Annotated in this window: 17 protein-coding genes and 1 pseudogene; 11 read left to right on the plus strand and 7 right to left on the minus strand. The window is 69.6% G+C overall.

The window, feature by feature from the left end; translation table 11 throughout:
* Positions 1-23: 23 nt before the first annotated feature.
* Positions 24-773 (minus strand): SDR family NAD(P)-dependent oxidoreductase, encoded by a 750-nt coding sequence (locus tag HUA76_RS10755; protein ID WP_174454002.1) that lies wholly within the window; start codon positions 771-773, stop codon positions 24-26.
* A 453-nt stretch (positions 774-1,226) separates the two neighbouring features.
* Between HUA76_RS10755 and HUA76_RS10760 the strand changes: the two genes are divergently transcribed.
* The 3 genes from HUA76_RS10760 to HUA76_RS10770 are packed head-to-tail and all read left to right on the plus strand — an operon-like array spanning position 1,227 to position 6,838.
* A complete protein-coding gene (locus tag HUA76_RS10760; RefSeq protein ID WP_174460782.1) occupies positions 1,227-2,891 on the plus strand; it encodes a nitrous oxide reductase family maturation protein NosD in 1,665 nt (554 codons plus the stop codon).
* A gap of 55 nt (positions 2,892-2,946) precedes the next feature.
* The gene (locus HUA76_RS10765; protein WP_141642178.1) at positions 2,947-4,926 is read left to right on the plus strand and encodes a PAS domain S-box protein; all 1,980 of its coding nucleotides are present in this window, start codon (positions 2,947-2,949) and stop codon (positions 4,924-4,926) included.
* On the plus strand, positions 4,916-6,838 hold the full coding sequence (locus HUA76_RS10770; RefSeq protein ID WP_174460783.1) for an ATP-binding protein: 1,923 nt from the start codon (positions 4,916-4,918) through the stop codon (positions 6,836-6,838). The genes HUA76_RS10765 and HUA76_RS10770 overlap by 11 nt, the downstream gene beginning before the upstream one ends.
* An 18-nt stretch (positions 6,839-6,856) precedes the next feature.
* Here HUA76_RS10770 and HUA76_RS10775 read toward each other — a convergent pair whose 3' ends face one another.
* From HUA76_RS10775 to HUA76_RS10785, 3 genes and pseudogenes are all read right to left on the minus strand, one after another.
* On the minus strand, positions 6,857-11,878 hold the full coding sequence (locus HUA76_RS10775) for a hypothetical protein (RefSeq protein WP_174460784.1): 5,022 nt from the start codon (positions 11,876-11,878) through the stop codon (positions 6,857-6,859).
* A gap of 171 nt (positions 11,879-12,049) precedes the next feature.
* A pseudogene (locus HUA76_RS10780) lies at positions 12,050-12,979 on the minus strand (bifunctional methionine sulfoxide reductase B/A protein); the annotation flags it as partial.
* 409 nt (positions 12,980-13,388) lie between these two features.
* Positions 13,389-14,276, minus strand: a complete 888-nt coding sequence (locus tag HUA76_RS10785; RefSeq protein ID WP_174454006.1) for a general secretion pathway protein GspE — start codon at positions 14,274-14,276, stop codon at positions 13,389-13,391.
* Between the two features lie 322 nt (positions 14,277-14,598).
* Between HUA76_RS10785 and HUA76_RS10790 the strand changes: the two genes are divergently transcribed.
* The 7 genes from HUA76_RS10790 (at position 14,599) to HUA76_RS10820 (ending at position 19,609) form a co-directional block, all read left to right on the plus strand.
* On the plus strand, positions 14,599-15,339 hold the full coding sequence (locus HUA76_RS10790; protein ID WP_141642173.1) for a MotA/TolQ/ExbB proton channel family protein: 741 nt from the start codon (positions 14,599-14,601) through the stop codon (positions 15,337-15,339).
* 130 nt (positions 15,340-15,469) lie between these two features.
* Positions 15,470-15,958, plus strand: coding sequence for a biopolymer transporter ExbD (locus HUA76_RS10795; RefSeq protein WP_141642172.1), 489 nt, complete (start codon positions 15,470-15,472; stop codon positions 15,956-15,958).
* A 24-nt stretch (positions 15,959-15,982) separates the two neighbouring features.
* Complete coding sequence (locus HUA76_RS10800; RefSeq protein ID WP_141642171.1) at positions 15,983-16,561, plus strand: biopolymer transporter ExbD; 579 nt, start codon at positions 15,983-15,985, stop codon at positions 16,559-16,561.
* 84 nt (positions 16,562-16,645) lie between these two features.
* Positions 16,646-17,305, plus strand: coding sequence for an HAD family hydrolase (locus tag HUA76_RS10805; RefSeq protein ID WP_141642170.1), 660 nt, complete (start codon positions 16,646-16,648; stop codon positions 17,303-17,305).
* Between the two features lie 160 nt (positions 17,306-17,465).
* A complete protein-coding gene (locus HUA76_RS10810; protein WP_174460785.1) occupies positions 17,466-18,074 on the plus strand; it encodes a putative glycolipid-binding domain-containing protein in 609 nt (202 codons plus the stop codon).
* Between the two features lie 144 nt (positions 18,075-18,218).
* Entirely contained in the window at positions 18,219-18,638 is a 420-nt protein-coding gene (locus tag HUA76_RS10815; protein ID WP_174460786.1) for a hypothetical protein, read from the plus strand.
* A gap of 41 nt (positions 18,639-18,679) precedes the next feature.
* Positions 18,680-19,609 (plus strand): hypothetical protein, encoded by a 930-nt coding sequence (locus HUA76_RS10820; protein WP_254614128.1) that lies wholly within the window; start codon positions 18,680-18,682, stop codon positions 19,607-19,609.
* Between the two features lie 64 nt (positions 19,610-19,673).
* Here HUA76_RS10820 and HUA76_RS10825 read toward each other — a convergent pair whose 3' ends face one another.
* Positions 19,674-19,895, minus strand: a complete 222-nt coding sequence (locus HUA76_RS10825) for a hypothetical protein (RefSeq protein WP_141642167.1) — start codon at positions 19,893-19,895, stop codon at positions 19,674-19,676.
* Between the two features lie 263 nt (positions 19,896-20,158).
* On the opposite strand from HUA76_RS10825, the gene HUA76_RS10830 reads away from it, so the two are divergent.
* Positions 20,159-22,567, plus strand: a complete 2,409-nt coding sequence (locus HUA76_RS10830; protein WP_174454358.1) for an MASE1 domain-containing protein — start codon at positions 20,159-20,161, stop codon at positions 22,565-22,567.
* Between the two features lie 25 nt (positions 22,568-22,592).
* Here the strand turns inward: HUA76_RS10830 and HUA76_RS10835 are convergent, their stop codons facing one another.
* Positions 22,593-24,890 carry a discoidin domain-containing protein gene (locus HUA76_RS10835; protein ID WP_174460787.1) on the minus strand — a complete coding sequence of 766 codons (2,298 nt, stop codon included), beginning with the start codon at positions 24,888-24,890 and terminating at the stop codon, positions 22,593-22,595.
* Between the two features lie 129 nt (positions 24,891-25,019).
* Positions 25,020-26,003, minus strand: a complete 984-nt coding sequence (locus HUA76_RS10840; RefSeq protein WP_174460788.1) for an NADPH:quinone oxidoreductase family protein — start codon at positions 26,001-26,003, stop codon at positions 25,020-25,022.
* Between the last annotated feature and the right edge of the window lie 74 nt (positions 26,004-26,077).

Genomic DNA, 26,077 nt, shown 5'->3' on the forward strand with positions numbered 1-26,077 from the left:
CGGGTGCCCACCGTGTGGCTCGCTCAGCCCTGTCGCTTCACCGCGAGCGGCCCGAAGGCCTGGGTCACCGGCATCAGTGACATGACGTTGATGTTCACGTGCGCCGGTCGCGACACCACCCAGTGCACCGCGTCCGCGATGTCCTCGGGCGTCAGCGGCTGCGTGTTGGCGTAGGGGGCCGCGGCCCGAGCGGCGTCGCCCTTGAACCGGATGTTGGAGAACTCCGTGCCGCCCACGAGCCCTGGCTCGATGTCCGTCACGCGCACGGCCGTGCCCAGCAGGTCCGCGCGCAGGTTGAGGCTGAACTGCTGCACGAAGGCCTTCGTCGCGCCGTACACGTTGCCACCCGGGTACGGATAGTCCGCCGCCACCGAGCCCATGTTGATGATGTGGCCCCGGTTGCGCGCCACCATGCCGGGCAGCACCGCGTGCGTGCAGTACATGAGCCCCTTCACGTTCGTGTCGACCATCACCTCCCAGTCGTCGAGGTGCGCCGACTGCGCCGCTTCCAACCCCAGCGCCAGCCCCGCGTTGTTGACCAGCACGTCCACCTCGGCGAAGTCCGCCGGCAGCGCGCCGAGCACCCGCGCCATCGCCTCGCGCTCCGTCACGTCGAGCGTCACCGGCAGCAGCCGCTCACCCAACTCCGCGCGCAGCTTCTCCAGCAGCTCCGTCCTCCGCCCGGTGGCGATGACCCGCGCACCCTCCTGGATGAAGCGGCGCGCGATGGCCAGGCCGAACCCGGCCGTGGCTCCCGTAACCAGCACGTTCATGGCGTTCCCTTTGGATGCGATGCCTCGCGCGCTAAATGGCACGAGGCCCCGGCCCGCGCACGGGGAAAGGCCCTCGCCGCGCGGTGCCCCCAGAGCCGACCCGACAGTCCACAGCTCGTCGGAGACGCCTTCTCGGCGCGCCCCCGTCCGCATGCTCCCGCTCGGAGCGACCTTCTCTCCGAGTGAAGTCCCGCCCACCCGCGTCGGGAATGAAACCGCCTTCATCCGCACACCTGCACAGGCAGCAGCACGAATGTTCGGGCCCGCACGCATCAGTCTGACTTCTTCGCGCTCAACGTAACCGCGCGAAATCCCATTTCCTGCCTTCTTGCCCTGCGGCCTGGCGAGTCTGGGTTGCCATCGGGTCGGGGAATGAACAGGACGCGCGCCCCGATTGGCGGCCGTCCTCGCGAGCGCCCCATACGCCGCGACCCACACATGGAGTCTGACAGGATGCGCCAACGCTCACCGCTGCTGACGGCCTACTGCTCCGCTGCCTTGCTTGCCCTGCTTGCCTGCAATGGAAAGAGCGAGCTGACCCAGACCACGGGCTCACGTCCGTCCACCGATGAGGCGCCCTCGACGGGCAACCCGCCCGCGCCATCCCCCACGACTCCCGCGCCGACACCGACGGAGCCGGATGAATCCGAGCAGCCCTCGGAGCCCACGCCGACGCCCGAGCCGGAGCCCACCCCCACTCCGGAACCCGAGCCGGAGCCCGAGCCCGAGCCCGTTCCGGAGCCGCCGAAGCCGACCTACACGCGCATCCTCTGGGTGGCGCCGTCGGGCAGTGACAGCGCCTCCGGCACGGAGAGCGCCCCGCTGCGCACGGTGACGCGGGCGCTGACGCTCATCGCGCCGGGCGAGGCCATCTATCTGAAGACGGGCACCTACGCGGAGCGCCTCAAGCTGGAGGAGCGCGGTGGCACGGAGGCGAAGCCGCTCACGGTGAAGGCCGCGCCGGGCAGCGCGCCCGTGGTGAAGCCTGGCGGCGAGTCCGCGCTGGTGGACGTGCGCGGCGCGTACTGGCGCGTCGAGGGGCTCACGCTGGATGCCGCGGGCTCCGCTGCCTTCGCGGTGTTGTGGCGAGGCACCGCCGCGCATCACGGCGTGCTGCGTGACTGCGTGGCGAAGAACGGCACGGCGGGCGCGGGGCTCAACGTGTCGGAGAAGGCCCACGACATCCTCATCGAGGGCAACACGATTTCGAACTTCAGCCGGGGCGGCAGCGACAGCCACGGCATCATCGTGCAGACCACGTCGAAGAACGTGGTGGTGCGCGGCAATGACATCCATCACAACTCCGGCGACGCGGTGCAGTGCATCGGCCCGGAGGCCGGAGCCACCGTGTCCGGCACGCCCTTCGACAACCTGCTCGTGGAGGACAACGAGCTGCACGAGAACCGGGAGAACGGCGTGGATGTAAAGACCTGCACGCACGTCACCCTTCGCGGCAACATCATCTGGGGCCACAAGGCCACGTCCACGTCGCGCGGCGAGGGGGTCGTCGTCCACCTGTCCGCGTCGGATGTCACCCTGGAGGACAACGTCTTCTACGGGAACGGCCGGGCCATCAACATCGGTGGCAACCGGGTGAACGGGCCGCCCACCCGCATCATCATCCGTCGCAACCTCATCCGGGATGGCTTGGGTGGGAGCGAGGACGGCGGTGGCATCCGCGTGGACACGTCCACCGACGTGAAGGTGCAGCACAACACGGTGTGGAACATGCCCGGGCCCTGCCTCACCTTCGGCCACGGCGATACGGGGCCGAGCGCTAGCCTGGATGTGCGCAACAACGTCTTCGCCGGCTGTGGCGTCTCCTCGCGCGCGGGGGCTGCGCGCTCCGGCACGGTGATGGATGGCAACCTCTTCTTCCGCTCCTCCGGTTCCATCTCCTTCTTGCTGAATGGAGAGAGCGTGAACCTGACGGAGTGGCGCTCTCGCAGCGGGCTGGACAAACGCTCGTTGGAGAAGTCGCCGGGGTTCGTCAACATCGACACCGGGGACTTCCGGCTGGGGTCGGGCTCCGCGGGTCGCAACGCGGGCCTGGGGTTGGGACTGACCTTCTGCGGCACAGCCCCGGACCTGGGGGCATTCGAGTCGGACTGCCCCTGAGGCGGCGGGGCGTGTAGAGTGGGCTCCGCTCCCCCCTTCCGCCCCGACCCTCCACGTGCCGTCTTCGCTGGAATTCGCTCTCGGCATCACCCTGGTGCCTCCGGCCTCACCCGCACGTGAGCTGCTCGCGGCCGCTGCCGCGCGTGCGGGTCTCCGCGTGGTGGATGGCGTGGAGGGGGCCGCGCTGGCGCTGGTGGACCTCACCTCGCCAGACAGTGGCCCCGCGCTTCGCACCCTGCTCGACTCACCTCGCGCCTCGCACATCACGCTGGTGGCGCTGGTGGAACCGACCGAGCAGGGCTTCTCCGCCGCGGAGCCCCTGAGGCCCGCGGACGTGCTCACCATCCCGGTGTCGCCGCACGAGCTGGTCTTCCGGCTCCACCGCGCCGCCGGGCGTCACCTGGAGCGCGAGGGACAGGAGCGCGGTCAGGAAGACCTGGCGCTCCTCCTGGAACTGACGGCGGACTACGCGGAGACGTCCGACGTGGAGGCGCTGCTGCACGGTGTCACCCGCCGGCTGGCGGAGAAGTTGGACATCGCGCGCGCCACGCTGGTGATGCTCGGTCGCAACGCGGATGAGGGCGTCATCGTCGCGGCCAGCGATGACCCGACGCTCAAGGACCTGCGCATCGAGCTGTCGCGCTACCCGGAGATCCGCGAAGTCATGCGCACGGGTCGTCCGGTGGTGATGGAGGAGGCGCCCACGCATCCGCTGCTGGGCGACGTGGAGCGCAGGGCCGTGGCGGCGCGCGGCATCCACGCCATCGCCGCGCTGCCCCTGCCCATCCGGGGGCAGGTGCGAGGCGTGCTGCTGCTTCGCGCGGCGGGGCGTCGGCGCACGTTCACCTCGCGGGAAATCGACTTCCTCACCACGGTGGCGCATGCCACGGCGGTGGCGCTGCGCAACGCCTCGGTGCTCCAGTCGGTGAGGGGGCAGACGGAGGCGGAGAAGACGGCGCGCCTGGCCGCCGAGGAGCAGGCGGCCTCCTTCAAGCCCTACCAGCTCTTCTTCGCGCACGTCAGCGAGGGCGTGGCCATCCTCGACGACAAGGCGAGCGTGCTGTCCCTGAATCCTTCCGGCGCGGCGATGCTGGACCTGCCGGCGCCCGAGGCTCGGGGGCGGCATCTGCATCAGGTGACGCAGCCGGTGGATGACGGCGTGCTGATGGAGCTGGTGACGGCGGCGTCGCGAGGCGAGGCCCGCTCGGGCGTGGACGTGGAGGTGCGCACGGCGACGGGGCGTCGGCTGACGCTGTCCATGTCCGCCGCGCCGCTGCGTGACGAGGACGCGGCCACCATCCTGTCGTTCCGCGACGTCACCGACGCGCGGCGGCTGGAGGACGAGCTGCGCCAGACGAAGGACTTCCTGGAGCGGCTCATCGACTCGTCGGTGGACGCCATCATCGCCGCCGACCTGAAGGGGCGCATCATCCTCTTCAACAAGGGCGCGGAGGCACTGGTGGGCTACACCGCGCAGGAGGCGATGGCGGGCGTCACCGTGGAGCAGCTCTATCCCCAGGGCGTCGCGCGGCGAATCATGTCCACGCTCCGAGGGCCGGAGCACGGTGGCAAGGGCCGTATGTCGCTCACGCGCGAGGAGCTGGTGAACCGCGCCGGAGAGCGGGTGCCGGTCAACATGACGGCGTCGCTCGTATACGAGGGCGGGCGCGAGGTCTTCAGCGTCGGCATCTTCACGGACATGCGCGACCGGATGAAGCTGGAGCGCAAGTTGTCGGACGCGGAGACCCGGCTGGAGGAGAGCGAGAAGAGCGCCGTCATCGTCGCGCTCGCCGGCACCGCGGCGCATGAGCTCAACCAGCCCCTCACGTCGGTGATGGGCTACGCGGAGCTGCTCAAGCGCAAGCTGAAGGAAGAGGACTTCGCCTGGAAGCCGGTGGACATCATCTACCGCGAGGCGGAGCGCATGGCGGAGATCGTCCGGAAGATTGGGAAGATCACCCGCTACGAGACGAAGGCGTACATGGGGGAGCAGCAGATTCTCGACCTGGACAAGGCGACCTCCCATGAAGACTGACACCCGCGCCGTGCGAATCCCCGGCGGCCCGGGCCCCGAGTCGTTCCAGGCCTTCTTCGAGGCGCTCGACGCCCCCGCGGCCCTGTGTGACCCGATGCTGCGGCTGGTGGCGGTCAACGAGGCCTTCCATCGCTTCTGCGCGGACCACCAGGCGACGGTGGAGGATGTCGCGCGCGCGTTGGCGGTGGCGGCCGTGCCCGTGGATGGCTCCAGCTGCGACATGGAGCTGCCGCTCGCGGGCAAGCCGGGCGCCGTGCTGACGATGTCGCGCCGGGGTGACGTGGTGGCCGTGCGGGCCCGGAACGACCCGGAGCTGGCGCGCAGCCGGCTGGTGATGGCGGAGCGGGCGCTGCTGGAGCAGGCGCGCACCGAAGGCGTGCTGCTGGATTTGGGCCGCAGCGTGGCGGAGGTCGGCGGCGAGGAGGAGCTGGTGGCGGCGGTGGCGCGCGGGGTGAAGGAGCTGTTCCCCGGGCGCTCGTTCTGCATCCGCATCACCGACTCGCGCACCGGCGGGCTGACGTCGCTCTACGCGGAAGGCCGGATGAAGGAAGGCGCGCACGAGCCGCTGGTGCTCCTGCAGCGCGCGGTGGAGAAGCTGAACCTGGGACGCTCGACGCTGCCGACGACGGGCCGGGTGACGGTGCTGAGCGAGGTGCCGCTCCTGTTCCTGGGCAGCACGCACGGCGTGAGCGCGCCGCTGGTGGCGAGCGGGCAGCTCTTCGGCGCCATCAACATGGAGTATCCGGAGGGGCTGGACGCGGACATCCAGCACGACGAGCGCGTGTTGCTCCAGCTCGCCAGCCAGGTGGCGGTGGCGGTGAAGAACGCGAAGCTCATCGACGAGCTGACGTTCGTGCGCAAGTACCTGGAGGACCTGCTGGAGAAGGCGAACGCGCTCATCCTCGTCGCCAATCGGCAGCAGGAAGTGGTGGTGTTCAACCAGGCGCTCAGCGCGCTGACGGGCTTCCGGAAGGAAGACGTGCTGGGCAAGGACCTCTTCTGGCTGGTGCCGGAGAACGAGCACCTGCGGCTGTCCCAGGTCATCGCCGCCGCGCTTCGCGGTGAGTCGGTGAACAGCTTCGAGACGCGGCTGTTGTCGCGCGACGGCAACGAGGTGCGGGTGTCGTTCGCCACGTCCTCGAGGCTGGCGCACCATGGCGAGGTGGACGGCGTCATCGCCATCGGCCAGGACATCACGGTGGTGAAGGAGCTGGAGAAGCGCATCATCCACGCGGAGAAGCTCGCGTCCATTGGACAGCTCGCGGCCAGCGTGGTGCATGAAATCAACAACCCGATGACGGCGGTGGCCACGTACGCGGACGCGCTGCTCCAGCGCTCGCGGACGACGCCCGGGGCGAATCCCGCGGACCAGGAGAAGCTGCGGAAGATTCTGGAGAGCAGCCACCGCATCCTTCGCTTCACCAGGGATTTGGTCAGCTACGCGCGGCCGGCGCAGGACAGGCCGGAGCGGGTGCAGCTCAACGCCGTGGTGGACATGGCGGTGGGCTTCTGTGAGCACGTGGTGGCGCAGGCGCGCGTCAGCGTGCACCGGGAGTACACGGAGCTGCCGCCGCTGTCGGCCGTGCGCGCCAACCTGGTGCAGGTGTTCGTCAACCTCATCACCAACGCGTGCCATGCGATGCAGCCGGGCGGCGCGGTGTTCCTGACGACGCGGCGCGAGGGTCAGGAGGCGGTGGTGTCGGTGAGGGACTCGGGGACGGGAATCGACCCCAAGCACCTCCAGCGCATCTTCGAGCCCTTCTTCACCACGAAGCCGGAGGGCAAGGGCACGGGCCTGGGGCTCTCCATCTGCCAGGGCATCGTGGAGAACCACGGCGGCCGGCTCACGGTGACGAGCACCGTGGGCGCGGGCACCACCTTCTCCGTGCGACTGCCGCTGTCGGTGGACTGACAGCGGCGAGGCGTCCGGTCAGTCCCATCCCCGGAGCTGCACGCGCACCCTTCGCATGAGCAGGTCCCATTCCTGGCGCTTCAGGGTCGTCAGGACGCGCCCGCCGATGACGGTGAGGCCGGTGAGCGTCATCACCAGGAAGCCGATGCGGTGGTCCCTCAGGCCCGCGTCGAGCAGGTTGGCCACCACGTCCAGCGTGAGGAACAGCGTGCCCAGCGCGAGGTACGCGCGAATCTGCAACGCCATCCCCACCGCGACGCCCAGCAGGCAGACGCCGCCGAAGATGAGCGCATACGTGCCGTCCGGTGACTCGCCCACCCGCATCGCCAGCTTCGCCGCCGCGGGCACGTACAGCAGCAGGCCTCCCAGAATCCGCACCGTGTTGCGCGCCGCGTGCGGCAGGCTCCCCGTGAAGAGCTGTCCCAGCATCAGCAGCAACAAGCCCAGCGGCGCCAGATAGATTTCCAGCCCCTCCAGCCCGAAGGCCAGCGCGGCGATGAGCAGCGCCAGGTTGCACGCCGCCGCCGCGAAGGCGCCGAACATCCGGCTGCGCTCCACCGCCCCCAGCGCCGCGTACAGGAGCCCCGAGCCACCCGCGAGCAACGCCGCCTCCTGCGTCGCCTCGCCCGGCAGCACGAACGCCATTCCAATGGGCAGCAGCGCCGCGAAGCGCCGGGTCGCCGCCTCCACCGGGCGCACTCCCGCCCGTCGCGCCATCACCGTCACCCCGACGAGCGTGAAGCCCAGTGCCAGCGCGAAGAGGGCGTCATGCTCGGCCCGCAGGCCCGGTGCATACAGGCTGCGCACCAGCGCGTAGACGCCCACCACCGCGAGCTGCACGAAGTACACGTGCCGCCCGGTGTGCTCCACCCAGGCGCAGTGCAGCGCCACCAGCACCGCCAGCCCGATGGCCGCGATGGCCGTCGTCAGCGACTCCTGAGGAGCATTGCCGCTTACCGCCAGCGCGGCGAGCATCACCCCCGTCGCCACGAGCCACGCGTCCCGCCCCCACGTCATCCCCACCGCGACGTCCGCCCGGCGCGCTCGCGTCCACCGCTGCGCGGTCTGCAGGGCCACCACGGCCCCCGCGGACGCCAGGGCCAGCACCGCGCCGTGGACGATGAAGAGGTCCCCATAGCGCAGCCAGGGGCCGTTGAGGCTCGCGCGAATCGTGAACCCGGCCATGAACGAAGCCAGCACCGCGCTGCCCGCCACCCAGGTGCCGGCTGACGCCATGAGCGACGCGAACGCGCCCTTCCACCGGAACGCCGCCACCAGCAGCGAGGCGGCGATGAGCCACAGCGTCATCGGGAAGGCCGGCGACACCATCCAGTTGCCACTCAGTCCAATGAACATCTCCCCGAGCAGGTTGAGCGCCGCGAGCGTCGACGACGTGGTGCCGTTCACCGCCAGCGCGTACACCATCGCGGTGCTGAGATAGACGGCCATCGCCTGCTGGATGCGGACGCGCGTCGCGCCCTCGGACAGGCCGCGCTTGTGCGCAATCCACGGGCCCACTGTCACCACCGCGAGTCCCACCAGCGCGAGCACGGGGCCCGGCCATACCTCGAAGATATCCACCCGGTGCGCCAACGCATGCACCAAGAGGAGGATGCTCGCGCCCAGCACGCCGCGCCCCTGCGCTCGGGCTCCACCGACGAACAACACCACCCCCGTCGCGCAGACGAGGCCCGCCGCGGTGAGCCCGGGCTGGAAGAGCGCCGCGAGCCCCACCAGCCACACCGCCGTGACGGAGCGACGGTGCAGCAGGTGCCGGAACTGCTCGGGCAGACCCCGGACCGATGCGACGGCATAGACGAGCCCCGCGGCGGCGATGCCCGCGAAGGCTCGCTGCCACAGGAGGAACACGCTGTCGCCGGGCGCGAGCCACGCCGCTTCCGTGAGCCAGTGGTAGCCCTCGGCGCCCACGCGCACCCACTCGCCATCGGGCGGCGCCAGCGCGACGAGCGAAGGCCCGAGCAGCGACTGTCTCGCGGCCCAGAGCGCGGCACCAGCCAGCCCCAGGTACAACCCCAGGTTCGCGAGCAACACCGCGCGGAACGAGGTCGCGAGCAGCAGCACCAGCACCGTCGCGCCGAGCACCAGCAGCGGAGGCGTGATTCCCAGCGCGTGTGACGCGGACGGCAGGCCGACCAGGACCGCGCCCTTCAAGAGCACGAGCGCCAGCGCCGCCACGCCCACGTGGGGCACCGCGTGGTACAGCGGGCCGTGCGAGGGTCGCTCCAGCCGCTTCGCCAGCCACGGGCCGAAGCGCCTCGTCGCCAGTGCGATGCCCCAGACCGCGATGCCGATGAGCGGAAGCCGCCGCGCCACGACATCCGGTGGCAAGGGATGGCCCGCGCGATTGATGATGGCCGTCAGCGCGATGAACCCGCCCATCGCCGCGAGCGTCACCACCGAGCCTCGCAACTCCCAGTCCTTGAAGCCGCGCGACCCGAACGCCAGGAGCGCGGTCAGGATGAGCAGTCCGCCCGCGAGCAGGCACGTGCCGCGCTCGGCATCGGCGGGGAAGGGGAGCCACTGGACCAGGGTGACGGTCGCGATGATGGCCTGCACCAGCGCGGCCGTGGCGAAGCCATCCGTGTAGAGCGAAAGCCCGCGAGCACCGAGCGGCAACCGGACGAGGGCGAACACCCCCCGACCCCAGAAGTCGCGAAGCGCGCCAGGAGCCGCCGCCGGGTCGACGACAGGTGGACGCGGGCGCAGCGTCGCGAAGAGCGCGAAGCCGAATGCCACGGCCGCCGAGCCCAGCGCGGAACGCGCCGATGCGAAGTCGAAGACGGTGCCCAGCACCTGGGACACGACGAGCGCCACGCCCGTGGCCGCGATGATGCTCACGATGCGGGTGCCGTCACGGCGTGCTCTCAGCAACAACTCCAGCGAGACCAGCGCCGTGGGAAGCGCGATGAGCACCCCACCCGGCAACGCGGCGACGGACATCAGCAGGTCCGGCGGCACGGGCGCGACGCCGATGGCGAGGAACACTCCCGCCGAGGCCATCACCAGCGACACGTCGTCCAGTGGCAACAGCGCATCATGGGGCGACGACGGCTGGGCCCACGCGTACTGCACGAGCCCCGCGACACCGTACAGCGCGCTCACGAGCGCGAAGACCGCGAGGCGACTCCAGTCACCCGAGAGCCACGAGGTTCCATCGACGAAGGCCAGTGCGCCGAACAGCGCGGCGGCTCCGCCCAGGTAGTGCAGCCCCCGCCAGCGCCAACCTCCCGCCAGGTGCGCGGCCACGGCGATGACCAGGCCCGTGAAGACTCGGGGCCACGGTGAGCTTTCGCCCTCGCCCTCCATCCAGGACACGAGCGGCAGCGACACCAGCGTGCTGCCGATGCTCCACGTCAGCAGCCGGATGCTCAGCATCGAGGACTGGCTTCGTCGCGCCGAGAGCATCAGCGCCGAAGCCGCCGCGGCGCCTCCGAACACCCACCAGCCCGGCTCTCCCGGAGCCAGGGTCCGCGCGAGCAGTGCTCCCGCGAGGAGCGTGGCCATGACCCCGGGATGCACCAGGGCCCGACGCCGCGACTCCAGCAGGAAGAAGACCCCTGCGGCGAGCACCGGCGCGAGCGCCGAAGCGCCATCGACCTGGAGGTCTTCACCGGTCCCCACGGAGAAGGCGGTGATGGCTCCCGCGAGCGCGCCCGCGGCCAGCACCGCGTGCGCCACGGTCTCCAGCACCGCGCTCGCACGGGGAAGGGCCTCGCGTGCGAAGTGCGTGGTCGCCGCCACCGCGATGACCGTGGCGATGGCCTGCGCCCAGAGCGTCATCCCCGCGAACAACGCGCCGCCCGGCTGCAGGTCATCGAACCCCGAGGGGCCGCTCGACACGGCGAAGACCGCGAGCCAGAGAGCGCCATAGAGCGCCGCGCTCGCGCTGACGAGCAACGTGTTCGCGGACGTCTCCTTTCGCGAACGCCACAGCGTGGCCCCGAGCGCCACCACGCCCGTGGAGGCGCAGAGCACACGCAGCCACGGTGCCTCGTCGAGTCCCATCAGCGGCAGGCCCGCGAGCAGCGAGGGGAACAGGGCCACCGCGAGCGCGGTCGCGGACGTGCCATGCAACAGCCTCCCCGCGGACCTCAACGGCACCATCCCCAGCGCGGCGACCCCGAGCGCGACGGGAAGGCCCAGGAGCGGTGACAGCGCCACCAGCGAGGACAGCGCGATGAACGCCACGGGGAGCAACGCCAGACCGATGCCCGACAGGACGCGGCCCACTGGCATCGAGCGCCGCGACAGGAACACGCCGAGCCCGATGAAGCCCGCGTGGTAACCCCACAACGCACCCGTCACCAGGAGCTGTCGAGGCACGCCACCCAGCGCCCGCCACGCCTCGCGGACGCCCATGAGCGAGCCGCCGAGCACCAGCACCGCGCCGAGGAACCACCAGATGAAATCGTTCAGCCGGGGCGTGTTCTCCGATTGCGCGTCGAGCGCGACGACGGCTTCCAGTCCGCCACCGAGCGCACCCGAGGCGTCCCGGGCGAAGAGGGACTGTCCGGAGCCCAGCGCCGAGCCGAGGTCGTCCTCGCTCGCGTCCCTGTCTCCTCGCGGCCCCCGCGCCGCCTGCGCTCGCTCCTCCTTCGCGGCCTCATCCAACGAGCGCGCGAGCGCCGCGCCCCAGCCGAAGAAGCTCCAGCCTCCCGCGCGTTGCGCCGATGCGGCGACGCCATCCGCCCAGGCCTCCACGCGCGCGGCGGAGTCCAGTGGTTGCGCCTCCGCCACGACGGTGTCGTGTCCGACGGCCTGCACGCCCACGGCGACAACGGCCGCGGAAGAGGGTGCATCGAAGGGCGTCGCCATCGCGTCGAGCGACTGCTCCAGTCGGAGCGCCGTCGACTCATCGAGGAGTGCGTCGCTTCGCCAGTCCTGGATGCGTCGCCAGAGGGCCTTCTTGACGAGTGCATCGAAGTGCGGCTCGGTGACGGGCTGGAGGGTGGCTCCACACTCCGGACACTCGCCCCCCGATGCCTTGTCGCGGAACCGCGCGCAGACTGGGCAGATCATCCGCGCAGCATAGCCGCACTCCCACATCACCTGCCTTGAGTCAGCATCACCCCGTGCGTGGAGTGCCTCGGAGACACGCCTGTCGCCCCGACTCGGTGTCGCGAGCCGGGCCCCTCCACGCGCTTTCCCCGGGATACGAGACTTGTATCACTCGGCCGGGGCCCCTGTTTCTCAGTCCCTCATGTAATGGCAGGTGTATCCGCCTGGATTCTTCACGAGGTAGTCCTGGTGGTAGCTCTCGGCGGGCGTGAACTCGCCTGCTTGAACCACCTGGGTGACGACAGGGCGCTTCCATTTCCCGGAGGCGTTGACGCGGGTCTTCACTTCCTCGGCGACGCGGCGCTGCTCGTCGGACAGCACGAAGATGGCCGAGCGATACTGCGTGCCCACGTCGTTGCCCTGGCGGTTGAGCGTCGTCGGGTCGTGCATGCGGAAGAACCAGTCCTCCAGCAGCGTGGCGAAGCTCAACACCTTCGGGTCGAACACGACGCGCACCGACTCCGCGTGTCCCGTCCGTCCCGAGCTCACGTCTTGATACGTCGGCTTCTCCAGGCCGCCGCCCGTGTAGCCGACGTCTGTCTGGAGCACGCCCGGAATCTTGCGGAGCAGGTCCTCCATCCCCCAGAAACAACCTCCCGCCAGCAGCGCCGTCTCCGTCACCCCCGACGCGGCGAGCGCCTTGTTCAGGTCGACCTTCGCGGGCGTCGCGCTCACCGGCTTGCGGCCGAACAGCGTCAACCACTCGCCGTACCCTTGTTTCTCCAGGTCGTTCACCGGCACGAAGCGCAGGGACGCGGAGTTGATGCAGTAGCGCTGCCCCGTGGGCTGGGGACCGTCGTCGAACAGGTGGCCCAGGTGGGAATCTCCCGCCTTCGAGCGGACCTCGACGCGCGCCATGCCCAGGCTCGAGTCCCGCTTCTCCACCACGTGGGCCGCGTCAATCGGACGCGTGAAGCTGGGCCAGCCCGTGCCGGAGTCGAACTTGTCCTTGGAGGAGAACAACGGCTCGCCGGTGACGACGTCGACGTAGAGCCCCTCCTCGTGGTGGTTCCAGTACGCGTTGCGGAACGGCGGCTCGGTCGCCTCCTTCTGCGTCACTTCGTACGCAGTCGGGGAGAGGGTGCGGCGCAGCTCCGCGTCGGCGGGCTTCTCGTAGCGGCGGGAATCCCCCGCCGTGGAGCGTGTCCCGGCTTCGAGCGTGCCCGCGCCGCCAGTGGCCGCGCCGCTCGCCTGGGTGCATGCCGCGAGCACCGCGAAGGCCATGGATAACAGCAGGCGCCCTGGCGCGCCCGAGGAACGGGAACGGGAAGAGCGTGAGGTGACGATGACGGACGACATGGGCTGGAGCCTCTCCGGACACGCCCGCCGCGCGGGGGTTCTCCCTCCCTTACGCGCCAGCCCCGAAGTCGGTTTCAGCCTCCGACACCCACGCCCCCGAATACCCCAGGCGAGCCGGCGGACGACCGAGCCCGCCGTGTCACGCCAGCACCCAGGGCACGAGCGGCGCGGTTCAGCCGCCCTTGTCCTCGCCCTCGTCGTCCAGCTCGCGGCTGAACTCCTCGTTCGACAGCAGCCCCTTGCGCGCCATGATGCGCATCAGCGCCCAGAACTTGCGCTCCAGCTCCTCCACCCGGTCCGGGTCCTCGCGGGCCTGCCCGAAGAGGTAGTCCAGGTCGTCGAGCACCCCGCCACCCGACGCGGGCTTGGGCTTCGCCGCGGCCTGCTCGCGCTTCTGCTTGCGCTGCTCCTCCCGCGTGCGGATCAACTCCGCGAGCGAGGTGCGCTGGGTCGTCTCACCGGGCGGCAGCTCCTCGCCGACGATGACCTCATCCTCGTCCTCGCCAGGCTCGCCAGGCGGCGGGGCCGATGCAGCGGGCTTCACCGCGGGCGCGGCGATGGGGCGCGCGCGTGCGGACGGCGCGGGCTTCGCGGCCGTGCCACTCGCCGGAGCCACGGGGACCTTGTGGTAGTAGCGCAGGATGGCGCCCCGCACGGCGGACAGCGCCGCCACGCGCACGCTCACCTTGAGTCCGGTGGTGAACTCGATCTCCTCCACCGCCGGTACGTTGAGTGGATCACTCATCGCGACGACGAGCTGCCGCCGCCCGCCCACGCTCTCCAGTGCGATGGGGAACAGGTCGTGCTGCTCGCAGAAGCGGGGGCGCAGCATGTGCACCGCCGCCCACTCCGGAGTCACCGCCGCCAGGTCCACCTGCGGCATCCCGAGCGCCTGACTCAGCGCGCTCGAAAGCGTCGCCTCGGTGATCGCTCCCTGGGCGATGAGTGTCGCCCCCAACCGCTGCCCTGACTTCCGGTGGGCCGCGAGCCCCGCCTCGAGCTGGGCGACGCTGATCGCCCGCTGCTCCAGCAGCAGCTCGCCAATGCGCTTCCTCGCCATGCGCCGGCATTAGCATGCGTTCCCTGGGCTCGGAAGCGCGCGCTGACACAACGCCCCCTTCTTGGGAAGCCCCCCAAAAGGCCCGTACTGCTGCCTGGAGTCCATGCTGGCAAGGGGTACTCCAGCGCAAAATTCCTGTGAGATTTCAGCACTTAACGCCAGGGCCCCTGCCTTGACACCCCAGACAGCCATTCCTAAAGTCGGCACCACCGTTTTCAACATCCATTCCTGCCGCCCATACATCTGGGGCGCACGCCCGGGGGGGCGACAGGTTCTGGAAGGTCCGGAGCGCCGGGCCAAGCCGCCGTGGAGGCAAGACGCGATGAACCTGGGGTTTTTGACGAATCTGGCCGTGCTCGCGAACGCTGGTGGTCCCGAGCGGGGCTTCTTCGAAGAGGTCGCCAGGCGCTGGGAGGCCGGTCAGTGGGGTATGTATCCCATCGCCGCTTGTCTCGTGGTGGCCCTGTCCATCATGGTCGAGCGCACGATCATTCTCTTCGGCAAGGCGTCCATCAACAAGGAAGCCTTCCTCCGTGGACTCAAGAAGCACATCTACGCGGGTGACCTGGACAAGGCCATCAACTACGTGGCGGGCCAGAAGTCGACGCCGCTGACGAGCGTCATCAAGGCCGGCCTGATGAACGTCCCCAAGGGCCAGGACGAAGTGCAGGCGGCGCTGGACGAGGCCACCCTGCGCGAGACGCCCCGCCTGGAGGCCCGCAGCGGCTACCTGGCGATGCTCGGCAACGCGGCCATGCTCGCCGGTCTGCTCGGCACCGTGTCGGGTCTCATCTCCTGCTTCGAGGCCGTGGCGAACGTGAACCCGGCCGACAAGGCGACCATTCTCGCCAACGGTATTTCCGAAGCCATGAACTGCACGGGCTTCGGGCTGGTGACGGCCATTCCGTGCCTCATCGCCTTCTCCGTGCTGATGGGCCGCACCCAGTCGCTGGTGAACGACATCAACGAGACCAGCGTCTCCGTGCTGAACCTCATCGTGGCGAACAAGGACAAGTTCAAGAACCTGAACGTCCCCGCCGCTCGGGACCACCACGACGACTGAGTCGGGCTCCCTGGAGGGAACCCGGAACCCGGGCGCGCTGTCCTGTCCCCCACATAGCGTGGGGACAACGGCGCGCCCCTTTCAGTCTCTTGCCGCGCTTCACCGCGCGGGGCCGTAGGAGGAGAACGCCATGGCCGGCGGAATGGACACAGGGCAAGGTGGTAAGGGTGGCAAGAAGCCGCTCGATACCGCCATCAACCTGACCGCATTCATCGACCTGATGGCAGTGACCATCAGCTTCCTCATCATGACGGCGGTCTGGACTCAGATTGGCCGACTTCAAGTTTCCCAGGCGGGAGGTCCCTCCACGGAGGAGGAGCAGCCGCCGACGGAGACCAAGACGGTTCAACTGACGCTGCTCATCACCCCGTCGGAGCTTCGGCTGTCGGCGGACCAGAGCACGTTCGACCCCATCCCCCTCACCAAGGACGGCAAGGGCAAGACGGACCTGTCCAAGCTGGTGGCGCGCTTCAAGGAGTTGAAGGCGCAGCTTCCGGACCAGACAGCCATCACCCTTCAGCCCGAAGACAAGGTCCGCTACGAGGACCTGGTCCGCATCATCGACGAGTGCATCGGCTCTGGGTTGCCCCAGGTGTCGGTGTCCGCGGCGATGGGCTAGCCGAGCACGGAGCCACTCTCAGTCATGGCCATCAAGGTTCCAGGCAAGCGGTTTGGCAAGCGCCTCCAGCACTCCAAGGTGTTCGGGCACGGCGTCCACGGGAAGCGCAACGGCTACGCCGACCTGCTCATCACCCCGCTGGTCGACATGTTCGTCATCATCGTGCTCTTCCTCATCGCGAACTTCTCCGCGACGGGTGAGGTGCTGATGATGACCAAGGACATCCAGCTTCCCGAGGCGGTCCACGTCCAGGAAGTGGAGATGCACCCGGTCGTCATGGTGTCCGGCGAGCAGGTGAGCGTGTCCGGCACCATCGTCGGTCGCGTGGAGGACTTCTCCAAGGACGAGTACCTCAACATCCCCGCGCTGGAAGAGAAGCTGCGGGACATGAAGAAGCAGTTCGAGGACCTGCACGCGATGGCGAACGACGACGCCAACACGTTCAAGGGCGACATCAACATCCAGGCGCACAAGGATGTGGAGTACGCCATCATCAAGCGGGTGATGTTCAGCTGCGCCACGGCCGGCTACAACAACATCAACTTCGCGGTGATGACCGTCGCCGGACCGGACGACGCCACCACCGCGGCCGTCACGCCCTGAGCGATTGCTGAACGGGCCTCGAAGCCCTGAACGCCCTGGCCCTTTCGGCCGGGGCGTTTTTGTTTTTTCCGGAGACCTCATCTCATGCAGCTTCGTGCCGTCTTCTTCGACCTTGATGGGACCTTGGTGGATTCGCTGGGGGACATCGCCGACGCGATGAACCACGCGCTGGCGCACCACGGCCTGCCCACGCATCCAGAGTCCGCCTATCGCCGCTTCGTCGGTGAGGGAGTCCGGGAGCTGGCGCGCAGGGCGGTGCCCGCGGGCCGCGAGGACCTGGCCGCGCCGGTGCTGGAGACGTATCGCGCGTACTACGACGAGCACCTCTTCGATAGGACGGCGTCCTACCCCGGCATCCCCGCGCTGCTGGCGACGCTCGCGGAAGAGGGCGTGGTGATGGGCGTGCTGAGCAACAAGTCGGACAGCTTCGTGAAGCGGCTGGTGGAGCGGCTGTTGCCGGGTGTGGCCTTCGCGCGGGTGTACGGCGAGCGGCCGGGCGTGCCTCGCAAGCCGGACCCGACGGCGGTGCTGGGGATGGCGGCGGAGCTGGAGCTGGCCCCTGGCGTGTGCGGCTTCGTGGGCGACACGGCCGTGGACATGGACACTGCGCGCGCGGCGGGCATGTACGGCGTGGGCGTGACGTGGGGCTTCCGGGACGCGGAGGAGTTGCATGCGCACGGTGCGCGCGCGGTGGCCACGACGGCCCAGGAGCTGCTCACGGCGCTTCGCTCGGCGAGCGTCTGAGCGGGCCCGCGTGTCTCGGGCAGCGGGGACACGGCCAGCATGGGCGGGGTGTGCTCGCGAACAATGAGAGCAAGAATGAGCAAGACGACCCGGCCGTCGATGCCTAGGGTCCACTCGACTTCGGCGAGGCGCCGACGCTCTTCTTCCGCGAGCTCTCCTCATGACCTTTCCCCTGGGCGATGCGAACCCGGACTCGAAGCGGCGGTGTCTCCGCGCGTGGCAATGGACGCGCCAGGACCAGCCCGGGAGCGAGTACTGCGAGCTGCGTGAGCTCGACGGTGGCTGGGAGCTGGTGGGCTCCGTGGTGGTCGCGGAGGAGGGGGCGCCGTTCCTCGCGGAGTACTCCGTCGCGTGCGACTCACGATGGCTGACCCGGGAGGCGCGCATCCTGCTGCGCCGGGGCGGCACGTCACAGTCGCTCGTTCTCCGTGCGGACGAGCAGCGACGCTGGTGGCGCGGCGACGAGGAGGTCCCCCAGTTTCGGGGCTGCACGGACGTGGACCTGGGCTTCACGCCCTCGACGAACACGTTGCCCATCCGTCGGCTGTCGTTGGAAGTGGGGCAGTCGAGCGACGTGACAGCCGCGTGGGTGCGCATGCCGGACCTGGCGCTGTTGCCGCTGCCGCAGTGCTACACGCGGCTGTCGCCCACGCGCTTCCGGTACGAGAGCCGGAGCGGCAGCTTCGTCGCCGAGCTGGAGACGGATGAGCTGGGCCTGGTGACGCGCTATCCGCCCGCATGGGAGCGCGTCGCCGTCACGTCGCGCTGAGGCGCCTGGGTTCTAGCCCTGCGTCGACGGCTGGACGGAAGAGTGCGTCGGAATCTGTGCGTCCCGAGCCCGGAGCCGTGTGCACGGGCCGTGGCTTTCACCCCTCGCCCCCGGCCCTTACGATGGGGCCGTGAGGTGCATCACTTGAACACCCAGGGCCCTCCGCCCGGTGCGAATGTCCTGCTGAGTTTGTCGAAGTTCCGCCTCGGCCGGATGTTGCTGTGGATCGCCGCGGTGTGGCTCGGGCTGATGGCGCTCGTTCCGGGCCCCGGGCAGAAGGCGCTGGTGACAGCAGCCCTGTTTCCCGCCGTGCTCGCGGCCTCGGGGAGCTGGAATGCCTGGTGGGCGGAGCGTGAGTCCCCACGGCCCGGGACGATGGCGTGGCTGTTGCCCCGGCTCATGCTGGGCGCGGTTCTCCTGGGAGGCGCGGCGCTCCTGCTGTGGTGGCGCAGGCGGCGGGACGTGAAGGTGCCACTGCCACCGGCTCCGTCTCCGGAGGACGTGGACCGGTGGGCCCTGGCGGAGCTGAACGCGGACACGTCGCCGCGGGAGCGTGTGGCGTGAGCGCGTCCGCGAAAACGACCACGGGCTCCCAGGCTCCGACGATGCAGTCCGCACCGTCGGGAGTGCCAGGCGCGGAAGAGGCCGCCGTGAATGCGGTGTCGATGGAGCGGAGTCCCTTCGGACAGCTCGACACGGCGCTTCCGTCCAGTGATTCGATGCTGGCGGTGAGCACCACGGCCGAGCCGCTGGACGCGGTGCCGACGTCGTCCGAGCTTGACGCGCTGACCGAGGCCCCTCCCACGAACCAGCGCCGCGTCATGAAGGACGTGGCGCGCGCGGGATTGCGGATGCTCGTGGGCGTGGTGCCCGCGTTGCTGGGCTCGGGCCTGTGGGGCGCGGTGAAGGGCTTCTTCCTCTTCGGCGCCTTCGGGCTCGCCCTGGCGGGGACCTTCGTCCTGGCACCGCGCTGGCTCGGCATGCCGCCGACACCTGGCTGGCTGGAAGCCCTCAGCCTGGGGCTCACGCCGTTCGCGCTGGCCCTGGCGGGCGGGTACGCCCTGATGCTCAACGGGGTCGGCTCGCGGCTCGCCCAGGAGGCACAGGAGCGCGGCTGGATGGGGTACGCCTACGCGGTGCTCAAGCCCGCCGCGCTCCATGTCGCCCGGCGTTTGCGAAGCACGGGGCCGCTCGGTCGCAAGGAGCTGATCCAAGCCATCGAGCACTCCGTGGCCGAGCAACTGCGCGAGCTTCCCGAGGAGCGCACCGGGCCGCCCTCCCGCACGGAGCGCCTGGAGCGCTTCCTCATGGAGCAGTCCTACCGTGTCCTGGGCGCCGTCGCCCTGCGCACGGTGCTCACCGCGCCCGACACCGCGACGGCGGTGCGAGGACTGGAGACGCTCGCCGTGGACCGGCTGGAGGGCGCGCTGGTGGAGACGCTGGAGGACGTGTTCTTCGTGCAGCAGGTGCTCGCGCTCATCGCGGGTGTGCTGGTCGCCGCGATACCCACGTTCATCCTGCTGTTCTCTCGCTGAGCGGAAGAAAAAAGCGCGGGCCGACCACCCCTGTGAGCCGCCCCGCGCCCCGCGAGCCTCGTCGCTAGACGATGGTCACGCGGTATTTCTCTTTGTCCTCCGCCCGGTTGTGCGCGGTGGCGGCGGAAATGATGTGGCACACCCAGCCCAGGCACCCTCCAGTGCCAATCCAGAAGCCCGGGGTGACGATGAGCCAGAAGACACCGCGCAGAATGTCGCCGTTGTAGATCTGCCCCACACCGGGGATCAGAAAGGACAGCAGGGCTGCGATTCCGGGTCGCGACATCGTCTAGGTACCTCCTCCTTGTTCTTCCCTACGCACCCCCGCCGAAGTGATTGCATCCGCCGGAGCTTCCGACCTATCGGCTCCTGGACGCTTGCCTGCCCTGCGCGACGGGGGGAAGGTGCAATACCGGGCCTGGCCCGCTACCATGCACTCCACTTTGTGAACCCGCCGGGTCGGCGGACGGGTCTACCGGGGGGACGGTCATCATCATCGGGCTGATTCGAGCCAGCGCACGCGCGCTTCGCGGACGGCATCTCTTGGAGATGCTTGTCCTGGCGGGCGTTTATCTCGCCGTCGCCCGGCTCGGCCTGTCCCTGTCCACCGTGGGAGGAAATGTCAGCCCTGTCTGGCCGCCCACGGGGGTGGCGCTGGCGGCGCTGATTCTGCGCGGTCCCCTGCTGTGGCCCGGCATCTTCATCGGCGCGTTCCTGGCGACCGCGTCCACGGGGGTGCCGCTGTCGGTGGCCCTGGGGGTGGCGGCGGGGAACACGCTGGCCACCGTGCTGGGGGCGGCGCTGACGCGGCGTCTGCGCATGGGCTCGGACCTGTCACGCATCCGTGACGTCGTCGTGCTCTGCGTGGGCGCGGGTGCGGTCTGTACCGGTGTGAGCTCGCTGGTGGGGCCGCTGTGCCTGCTGTTGGGTGGCGCGCTGCCGTGGGAGCTGTTGGGCCGCGCGGTCTGGGTGTGGTGGGTGGGGGACTTGATGGGCGTGCTCGTCGTGGCGCCGCCGCTCTTGTTGCTGAGCCGCCCCACCTGGCCGCACCGGCTGGGCGAGGCGGTGGCGCTGGCGGGGCTGACCACCGTGCTGGGCGCGAGCGTCTTCCTCTTCCGGAACGCGCAGCCCGGCTTCGCGCACGCGGCCAGCTTCCTGCTCTTCCCGATGTCGGCGATGGCGGCGTTGCGCTTCGGGCCTCGGGGCGCGGCGGCGGCGACCCTGGCCATCTCCACGGTCGCCATCTTCGGCACGGTGCGAGGGCAGGGGCCGTTCTCCTCGGGCAACGTGGCGCAGGACCTGCTCGTGCTCCAGCTCTTCGTCGTCGTCAACGCGGTGACGGGGCAGTTGCTGGCGGCGGCGAGCGAGGAGCGACGGCGCGCGGTGGAGAAGCTCCAACTGCTCGCCACCACCGTGAGGGGTGTACACGAGGGGGTCTTCATCGCGGAGGTGGAGGGCCCCGGCAGGCTGCGGACCGTGTTCGCCAACGAGGCGCTGAGCCTGCTGCTGGGCCGGCCTCCGGAAGAGCTGGTGGAGCAGGACCCGTGCAAGATGTATGGGGACCAGGACCCCCGGCTGTGCCAGCGCCTGAACGCGGCGCTGCTGGCGGGCGAGTCGCTCTGCGTGGAGGTGACTGTGCCACGCAAGGATGGCCGCCTCGTCTCGACGGAGGTGCTGCTGTCGCCGGTGCGCGCCACGGGCGGAGACGTGTCGCACTTCGTGGCGACCCACCGGGACATCACCGCCACCAAGGAGCTCCAGGCGCGACTGGTGGCGGCCGAGCGTGTCGCCGCGGTGGGGACGCTCGCGGCCGGAGTGGGGCACGAAATCAACAACCCGCTGGCCTACCTGGTGTTGAACCTGGAAGCCGCCACGCGCGCGCTGTCGGAAGGCGGGATGCTGGGGCAGCGAGACGCGCAGTCGAGCGTGCGCGGCGCGCTGGAGGGCGCCGAGCGCATCCGCCTCATCGTCCGCGACCTGCAGGTGTTCAGCCGTCAGGGAGACCAGGACCGGACGCTGGTGGACCTCAACGCGCTGGTGCCTCCGGCGGTGCGAATCATCAGCCATGCGCTGCGCCACCGCGCGCGGCTGGTGGAGGAGTTCGGCCCGGTGCCGAAGGTGCTGGGCAGCGAGGCGCGGCTGGGGCAGGTGCTGCTCAACCTGCTCGTCAACGCGATGCAGGCGGTGCCCGAGGGCAATCCGACGCTGCACGAGGTACGCGTGCGCACCAGCACGGACGCATCGGGCCGGGCCCGCGTGGACGTGGTGGACACGGGCATGGGCATCTCCGCGCAGGTGATGGCGCGCATCTTCGAGCCCTTCTTCACCACCAAGCCCACCGGGGAAGGCACCGGGTTGGGCCTGGCCATCTGTCAGCAGATTGTCCGCACGCACGGCGGCGAGCTGGAGGTGCGCAGCGAGGAGGGCAAGGGCTCCGTCTTCACCGTGCTGCTGCCCGCGGCGCCGGTGCAGATGGAGGTGCCACCCCGGCCGGTGGCGCGTGGAAAGCCCGCGGTGCCCTCCACGGGCCGACGTGGGCGCGTGCTCGTGGTGGATGACGAGCCCCGGCTGGCGCAGTCGATGCGGCTGTTGCTCGAGCCGTACCACGACGTCGTGATGACGACGCGAGGCAGCGAGGCCCTGGCGCTGGTGTCGGCGGGGCATCGCTACGACGTCATCCTGTGTGACTTGCAGATGCCGGAGGTCGATGGCGCCACGCTCTACCGACGGCTGGGCGTGGTGGCGCCGGAGCTGACTCGGCGGATGGTGTTCATCTCCGGCGGGGCGTACACGGCGGAGACGCGGGACTTCATCGAGACGGTGCCGAACCTCGTGCTGGAGAAGCCCGTGCGGCCGGAGGTGCTGATGGCCTCGGTGGACGCGGCGCTGGATACGCTCGCCGCTCAAGACGAGGACGACGGGCCGGTGGTCGCCCGCGCGGGCGGCGCACGCCACTGAGGGCGGCGCCACCCGGCGGAAGCGGTTACTGCCGGTTGCTGATGCGCTGCTGGAAGAGCCAGGTCCAGAGGGCGGGCGTCGCGTAGGCGTTCTGCCACAGCGTGTTCGAGTGGCCCACGCCGGGATAGACGGTGGGGCTGAGCATCGCGCTGGTGGTGCCTCCGCACTGCGTCTCCAGCATCGTCTTCAGGCCCGTCGACTTGTCCGCTCCGCCCTGGGAGTCCGAGCCCCCATGGAAGGGCCAGATGGGCAGGGGGCGCAGGTTGCAGATGTTGGCGACGTTCGTGGGCGTGCCCGTGACGGCGATGGGGACGAAGGCGGCAACCTTCGACATGTAGATGGGGAGGCCGGCGGCCTCGTAGAGGACGTTGGCGCCGCCGCTGAAGCCGGTGAAGTACACGCGGTCCGTGTCCACCAGGTAGTCCCGCTTCAGGTCCTCGAGTATCGCCATGAGCGTGCTCACGGTGAAGTAGGCCTTCTCGTTGCCGATGGGGCCTTCCTTCCAGTAGTGGAGGGACGCGGCGATGGCACCGAAGCCCGCGCGGTAGGTGCTGGAGTTCAGACTCCAGGCGAGGCCCTCCGCGTTGCTGGAGACCGACAGGTGGTCATTCGCGAGCATCACGCCGCCGGTCCCAGGCAGCGAGATGATGAGGGGCCAGCGAGCGTTCCGGTCCGCGTTGTAGCCAGCGGGGAGGAACAGCGCGTACGAGTAGCGCGAGTCGCGCACGGCGATCTGCTCTCCGGCGGTGCATGACAGGGGGCCCGTAGACGTGGTGGCGGGCTTGCCCATGACCTTCAGTTCCCGCACGAGGCAGGGCTCGTTTTCGTCCCCATCGCTGTCCAGGCAGAGCAGGCGAACCTTGCTGGCGATGACGGGTGCGGTGAAGGTCACGTTCTTGAGGGTGGTGGCCCCCGGATTGTTCCGCACGGAGGAGCCGGGAATGGTCTTCCAGCAGCCACCGTCCCATGCCTGGAGGTCGAAGTTGGTCATCGCGGCGGAGGAGTCCGTGGAGAAGGACAGATGCACCTCCGCGCTGTGGATTTCGTAGGCACCCTGGAGGTCGACGTCGAGATAGGTGCCTGGCTTGTTGGCGTAGACGGACTCCCAGCGGGTGGAGAGGTTGTCATCGGTGGCGCGCGCCGCGACGTTCGAGCCGCTGGTGTGCATGGCGACAGCCGGCTTGAGTCGCGCCACGTTGGTGAGGGTGCTGGCGTTCGTGACGGTCACCGTCGCGGTGTCCGCGTGAGTCGCGCCATCGTCATCGGTGACGGTGAGGCGGAAGACCAGCGTGCCGACGGCGAGCCCGCTGACGGAGAGTGACGGGGTGTTCGCGCCACTCAATGAGGCCGTGGGGCCGCTCACCTGGGTCCACGAATAGGACGCGATGTTGCCATCCGAGTCCGTGCCCGAGCCCGTGAGGGTGATGCCCGCGTTGGGCAGCACCACGGTGCGGTCCGTACCCGCGTTGGCCACGGGCGCCTGATTCGGTGGGGCATTGGTGACGGTTACGGTCACGTCGTCGGAGTGGGTTGCTCCGTCGTCGTCGGTGACGGTGAGGCGGAAGATGAAGGCCCCCGCCGAAAGCCCACTGATGGCCAGCGTGGAGGTGTTCGCGCCGCTCAGGGTCGCGGGGGTGCCACTGACCTGCGTCCAAGCGTACGTAGTGATGGTCCCATCCGAGTCCGTGCCCGAGCCCGTGAGGGTGAGGCTGGAGGTGGGAAGCACCAGGCTCCGGTCCGCGCCCGCGTTGGCCACGGGCGCTTGATTGGCGCCAGGGGTGGCGGGCGCACCGAAGACCCAGACCTCCTTCACGCGGCAGTTCGAGGTGCCGGGCTCGTTGCAGAGGAAGCGGACCTTCTGACCGCGCACCACCTGGGTGAACGTCGTGGAGACCGCCACGCTGGTGTTGCCCGTCCTGGCCGCGCCAGGAATGGGCTGCCAGGACGTCCCGTCATGGTAGAGCAGGTCGAAGTTCGCGATGGGCTTCGTGCTCTGGTAGCCCGTGTAGACCTCCGCGCGGTGCAGGTCGAACGTCCCCTGCAGGTCGATGTCGAGATATCGCGGCGCGTAGATGTACTCACCCGTGCACCACCGCGAGTCGTCCGACGTGATGTTTCCATCCACTGCGTACTGTGGAAGGAAATGCTGAGGGTCCAACTGGGTATGGGACGCCGTCGTGGGCTTGTTCAATGTGACATTGACGAGCCCATCGTCCAGCGCCGAGGCCCTCGAGGACACCTCGGCCGCACCCGGTGCTTCGCCGCAAGCCGACAGCACCAGGGCGCCGACACAGCTCCCCCACATGATGAACTTCTTGTTCAAGGTGAGACCTCCCAGACAGGAATACAAATCCTGTTTAATCCAGGAGTGAGTGCGAGGTACACTGGCAGCCGCGATGTTCTAGTTTCTGTGATACCGTATTGAGTCGGGCCCTGGTGCGGGCCTGGACGCTCAGTCGATGCGGATGACGACCTTGCCGGTGGTGCTCCGCTCCGCCATCACTCGATGTGCCTGGGCGACTGCTTCGAGCGGGAAGGTCTGTCCGATGACCGCCTGGAGTTGACCTCGCTCGACGAGCGAGAGCGCTTCACGGAGCGCCGCCTGCCTCAGTTCGAAGGGAAGGGTGAAGGTGGCGAAGCCGATGATGGCCTGGTTCTGGGCCAGCATTCCGGTCATCTGTTCCCGGCTCCACTGCGTGTCGAACATGCTCTCCGCGCCGAACAGCACCAGCCGTCCCCGGAAGGCGAGGGCCTGAAGGCTCCTGCCGGGAAGCTCTCCGCCGCCCGCCACGAAGACGATGTCCGCGCCGAGTCCACCCGTGGCCTCGCGGACCCGGGCGGGCCAGTCCGGCTGGGACGTGTCCACGACCGCGTCCGCTCCCAGACGCAGGACGACGTCCCGCTTGGCGTCCTGGCTCACGCCACCGATGATGCGTGCCGCTCCCATCCGCTTCGCGAACTGCACGAGGAACGTCCCCACTCCTCCCGCGGCCGACGGGATGTAGACGGACTCGCCCTCACGCAGCCGCGCACCCTCCCTCAGTCCGAGCAGCGCGGTGGGGGCCTGCGCGGGCAGGCAGACCGCCTGCTCGAAGGAGACCGCGTCGGGAAGGGCGAGCACGGTCGCCGTCGGCGCGATGGCGTATCCCGCGAAGGCCCCTTGATTGGGGAGGACGGCGACGACGCGCGTTCCTTTCGTGAGGCCCTGGACGCCAGGTCCCACGGCATCCACGACTCCAGCGGCCTCCAGGCCCGGGACGAAGGGCAGCGGCGGCGTACCGGGCATGCGGCCCTCCCGCTGGCCCATGTCGGTGAAGTTGAGTCCCGCGGCGTGCACGCGGATGCGCACCTCGCCCTCTCCTGGGGTGGGGGTGGGCACGTCGTCGAGGCGCAACTCCTCGGGTCCGCCGAACTTGTGCAGGCGAATGGCTCTCATGAGGTCTGTCTCCTGGACGGCGGGCCGTGGGGTAGGGAGGCTCGTGCTTCCTCGCCCGCCGCGTGAGTGGACCT

The organism is Myxococcus sp. CA056, assembly GCF_013336715.1.
Taxonomy (GTDB): domain Bacteria; phylum Myxococcota; class Myxococcia; order Myxococcales; family Myxococcaceae; genus Myxococcus; species Myxococcus llanfairpwllgwyngyllgogerychwyrndrobwllllantysiliogogogochensis.